We start from the raw sequence: 4,244 nt of genomic DNA, 5'->3' as shown, positions 1-4,244 counted from the left end.
AGCAACTTGCGCTCTGTTGGTGTCGCATTAGTTGCTAATCCTAGAACTCCAGCAACGTTGAGAGAAATTCTTAAAAATCAACTAATTAGACCATCAAACTCGATCGATCGTTATGATTATTATAACAGAGATAGCGATGTGTTTTTGGCACTTGCCTATAATCCAGCAATTCCAGAAGCAGAGCGTCGGGAATATTTACAGCAACTCATTACATTTGGTCTTGCTGGAAATATAATTGCCAAAGATCCTCGCACTCCCCTAGATATTTTAGAGCAGCTACTAGAACAAGGTAAGAAAGAGGCAATTGCTAAAAATCCGGCTGCTCCTGAATCCTTACTCAGACGAATTGCTGATGAACTTCAGCCACATAACTATTTATTGAGGACGATCGCTGAAAATCCAAACGCACCTGCCGATTTGCTAATTCGATTTGTCAAACTACCAGACGAAGACCCTCTTCATGGTAATCTATCAATGTTAGATTTGGTAGCTAAAAATCGAAATTTACCGATTTTGGAACGCTATCGGTTAGTGCTTGAAAAAGAACAAGATCAGGAAAATGCAAAAGCACGCGAGTTTATGTCACGTCGCCCGAATAGTCCTTTTGCGTTGGCAGAAGTTTTGAAAAGTGGCGATCGCAACGCTCTCTACAACGCTGCTCGTAATTTCCTGACTCCGGTTCACATTCTAGAACAACTCGCCAAACATCCCGATGAAACCGTTCGTAGCGTATTGCTAGACAATCAAAACTTACCGTTAAAAATTCGTTTAGAATTAACACGCGATCCCAGCGATTCTGTACGGCGCGGACTGGCATACAAAAGTTCCCATAGAGAGACACCAGTTCAAGTTTTGGAAATATTAGCCAATGATGAATCTGAAAAGGTAAGAGCAACGGTTGCAGAAAATTCTGACACACCCGTAGAGATTTTAATGAAGTTGGCGAATGATACTAGCCGCGAAGTCAAGAATAAATTAATAGCTAATCTTAATACTCCTGTTGCAGTTTTGGAACGTTTAGGTTTAGAAGAAGGAATTTTGAACATCCGCAATCCCAAAACTCCTGGTAATGTGCTAGCTCAAGCAGCATCTCGGATGAGTGGAGATAGATTAGTCGATTTGCTCAAGTATTCAGTTCAAGGCTCTCAAATGCCTGCCAGCACTTTAGAACAATTGGCAAATCATAATAATTATTCAGTACGTTATGAAGTAGCTTCACATCCCAATACACCAGTTAGCGCTCTCGAAAAACTATCTCGCGACTCTTATATCTACACTGTGTCTAGAGTAGCGTCCAATCGCAACACGCCTCCTCACATTTTAGAACAACTAGCTACCCACCCCGACTATACAATTCGTCATAACGTAGCGGGAAATCCCAATACTCCCCCTGCGGCGCTAGAACTACTTGCTCGATATATAGAAAGTGAAGCTAATGCACCTTCCACAACAAACGATGCTAACAAAAGCACGAGGAGGAGTGGTGAAAATAATGAAATTCTCAAAATGCTTGCGGGAAAACCCCATACTCCTATTGCAGTTTTGGAAATGCTGGCTGCAAGGGAGTTTGCTGGTGGAGAAGAAATAGGGCGAGAACCCAATGATTTTTCTGGCCCTAGAACACCTGAAGAAGTATTAGAATCTTTAGTTTACAATCCCAGTTTGACTTCCCAAATTTTGGCAAGGTTAGCTTTCGATCCAAGTCCAAAAATTCGCAGTCTTTTGATACATAATCCGAACGCAACTCCCGAACTTTGGGAGCAACTTGCACGAGATGAAAATGTACAGGTACGTTGTACGATCGCATCTTCTACCAATTGTCCGATTTCCATCTTGCAAACTCTCGCTTCAGATCGAGAGGAATACGTTCGTCACAAAGTAGCTACCAATCCCAATACACCCGCGAATACTTTGGAATTTCTCAGTCAAGATGTGGATGCAAAAGTGAGAGAAGCGATCGCATCCAATCCCAACACTACACCATCCGTTTTAGAACAACTCGCGCCAGATGAAAAAGTCGAAGTCCGTCGCGCCGTTGCCAAAAATCCTCATACACCAGCTACAATTCGCGAATCTTTGCGAGATTTAGTAATCCAACCTTTCACCCGTCAAACTAGCCCAACATTACGCGGACTCAGCCGCATTTACAATCCCAATACCGACGATTTACCAACATTACTATCAGAATACGTCCAATCTCCTAACGCATTTGTGCGCTTTGTGGCTCTCCTGCACCCGTTAACTCCTGTTGATGCGATCGGACAAGGTTCTCAATCTGTATTTTGGTGCGATCGCTACGCCGTCGCCGATAATCCATCTAGTCCTGTAGAAATCCGTCAGCAACTTGCACGAGATTGTAACCGCATTGTTCGAGCTACTGCAAAATCTTATCTGGAAAACTTCTAATTTTATGAATCCAAAAACCGAGCAACTTTTAGCAACTTTGGAAGTCATCACAGAAGATTTATTGTACAGCAGTGCAGGCGATGCTGCCATTGAACCATTTGTCTGGCAAGTTGCAGAGCAAGGAGAATTTAATTTGGTAAATTTCCTCATTTATAAAAATCGTTTGCAAATTGTAGATTTGCCAGATTTTACCAAAGCTTGGCAACGTGCTGCAAAGGCATTAAAGCAACCATCAAACATCAGTCAAACACATCAGCCACCTATTACCTTGATTGATGAATTGCCATCCCATTTAACCGACTTAGAGTTTTATAACTTGGGCTGTGATAGCCTTGCGTCCCAGATGATTGTTGGTAAAACTGCCGATGATGCCTGGATTGGGATAACAGCACTCAAATATGGAATATGGACTCCTAAATTTGGAGATTATTTCGGTATAGAAGATGGTTATTACAGCGATGAAGCAAAAAAAATAAAAACCCAAATTAAACCTTTTCTTGAAGCACTTGAATTTTTAACAAAAAGAGAAGAACAACCAAATCAAGAGTTAATTTGGGAAGTTGCTCCATCTAAAACACAAGTTTTAATTAAACTTTTAAATTCATCGCAATACATTCAAACTTATAAATATTTTGGTTTGAAGCATCAAAGGCTAAATAATTTTATGCTTTCCCAACTGAAGCAACTCCGAACCTATGTAATTGAAAGCGGTATCTATGCTGTTGGGCAAATTCTAAATGGAGATTGGTTGTGAGTTTCTACTAGCGGTTATTGGGATTAAATTTGGAGAGAAATTGATTATGAAACCAGAAACAGAACAACTCCTTGGTACGCTAGAAGTCCTCCTTTGGCATCCATCTCGCATATTTGTTTGGGAGACGGAAGTACAAGGGGAATTGAATGTTTGGAATTTAGCGATCGCACAAGGTTTTGTCAGCTTGACAGATGTGGATGTGGCGATCGCGCATTGGCAATCAGTCGAACGCTGGGGAACTCCAACAGATCAATCTAAAAATGATTATGAGTACGCACCTCCTAGAAATGAACGCGAGGATGAATGGAATGCGGAAATTGAAGCTAAACGATTTGAATCATATCAACAGTTATCACAACTTATAAAAGCAGAGTTGCGAGATTTGCAAGCTTTTAGATTGAGTATTCCGAAGGTAAACGATAGCTATTTTGATCGTCATCGTCCAAATTATTGCTTTTATATCATAATTGGTAAAACCGATGATGGAAATTGGCTTTGTTTATCTCAAACTGTTCCCGATCAAGTAAGTTATCGTCGTTCCAAAGAGCGAAAATTTGAGTTAGCAGAAGCCACTGATATCAAATTAGACTTACAATCTAAAATCCATAGTATTATCTCGGAACTTCCGCCAATTACGCTTTACGGTTACTACTATGGTGATTATAACTACACCTACGAACATCAGATCGTATACGCTATTGCCAACAAAAAAGCTGTAGCAATTAAAGTGGCTTTACAAAGCGCGGGAATGCTGATTGTAGAAAAAACAAATGTTGGATATCGTTCAAAAGAATACAACCATATTCCGAAGTTGAATGAGTTTTTCAATACAAAATTGGGCGAGAAGGCCATATATAACCTCAGTTTTTGGGATATTGGCTACTATTACGAAATAGGACAAACACCGACAGGGGATTGGTTAGGAGTGCGATCGCTCTTGGAATTTGAGTATAATCCTTAACCTACATTCTTCAACTAAGTGGTAAGTAGTCGGACAAAAGTAATCGACACTGTATGAACTTTTGTTAAGGCACTTGCAGGAGTGCGATCGCTACCCACGGATAGTACAAATGTATTGTAAAAA

General features: G+C 40.6%; 2 protein-coding genes and 1 pseudogene. All 3 read left to right on the top strand.

Annotated features, from left to right (window positions below; all coding sequences use genetic code 11):
- Positions 1–2,406, top strand: a pseudogene (locus tag H6S82_RS21150) (hypothetical protein); the annotation flags it as partial.
- 4 nt (positions 2,407–2,410) lie between these two features.
- Positions 2,411–3,160, top strand: coding sequence for a nuclease A inhibitor family protein (locus tag H6S82_RS21145; RefSeq protein WP_191056657.1), 750 nt, complete (start codon positions 2,411–2,413; stop codon positions 3,158–3,160).
- Positions 3,161–3,206: 46 nt separating this feature from the next.
- Positions 3,207–4,121 (top strand): hypothetical protein, encoded by a 915-nt coding sequence (locus H6S82_RS21140; RefSeq protein ID WP_190472063.1) that lies wholly within the window; start codon positions 3,207–3,209, stop codon positions 4,119–4,121.
- The last annotated feature ends 123 nt before the right edge of the window (positions 4,122–4,244 follow it).

The organism is Planktothrix sp. FACHB-1355 (assembly GCF_014748295.1).
Lineage (GTDB): Bacteria > Cyanobacteriota > Cyanobacteriia > Cyanobacteriales > Aerosakkonemataceae > Aerosakkonema > Aerosakkonema funiforme_A.
The sequence above is the reverse complement of the archived record's forward strand: the minus strand, read 5'-3'. Positions and strand labels throughout refer to the sequence as shown.

What these genes read in the sequence shown, in the direction of transcription:
- H6S82_RS21145 (WP_191056657.1), top strand. Translation starts at nt 2,411, where the DNA reads ATGAATCCAAAAACCGAGCAACTTTTAGCAACTTTGGAAGTCATCACA.
- H6S82_RS21140 (WP_190472063.1), top strand. Translation starts at nt 3,207, where the DNA reads ATGAAACCAGAAACAGAACAACTCCTTGGTACGCTAGAAGTCCTCCTT.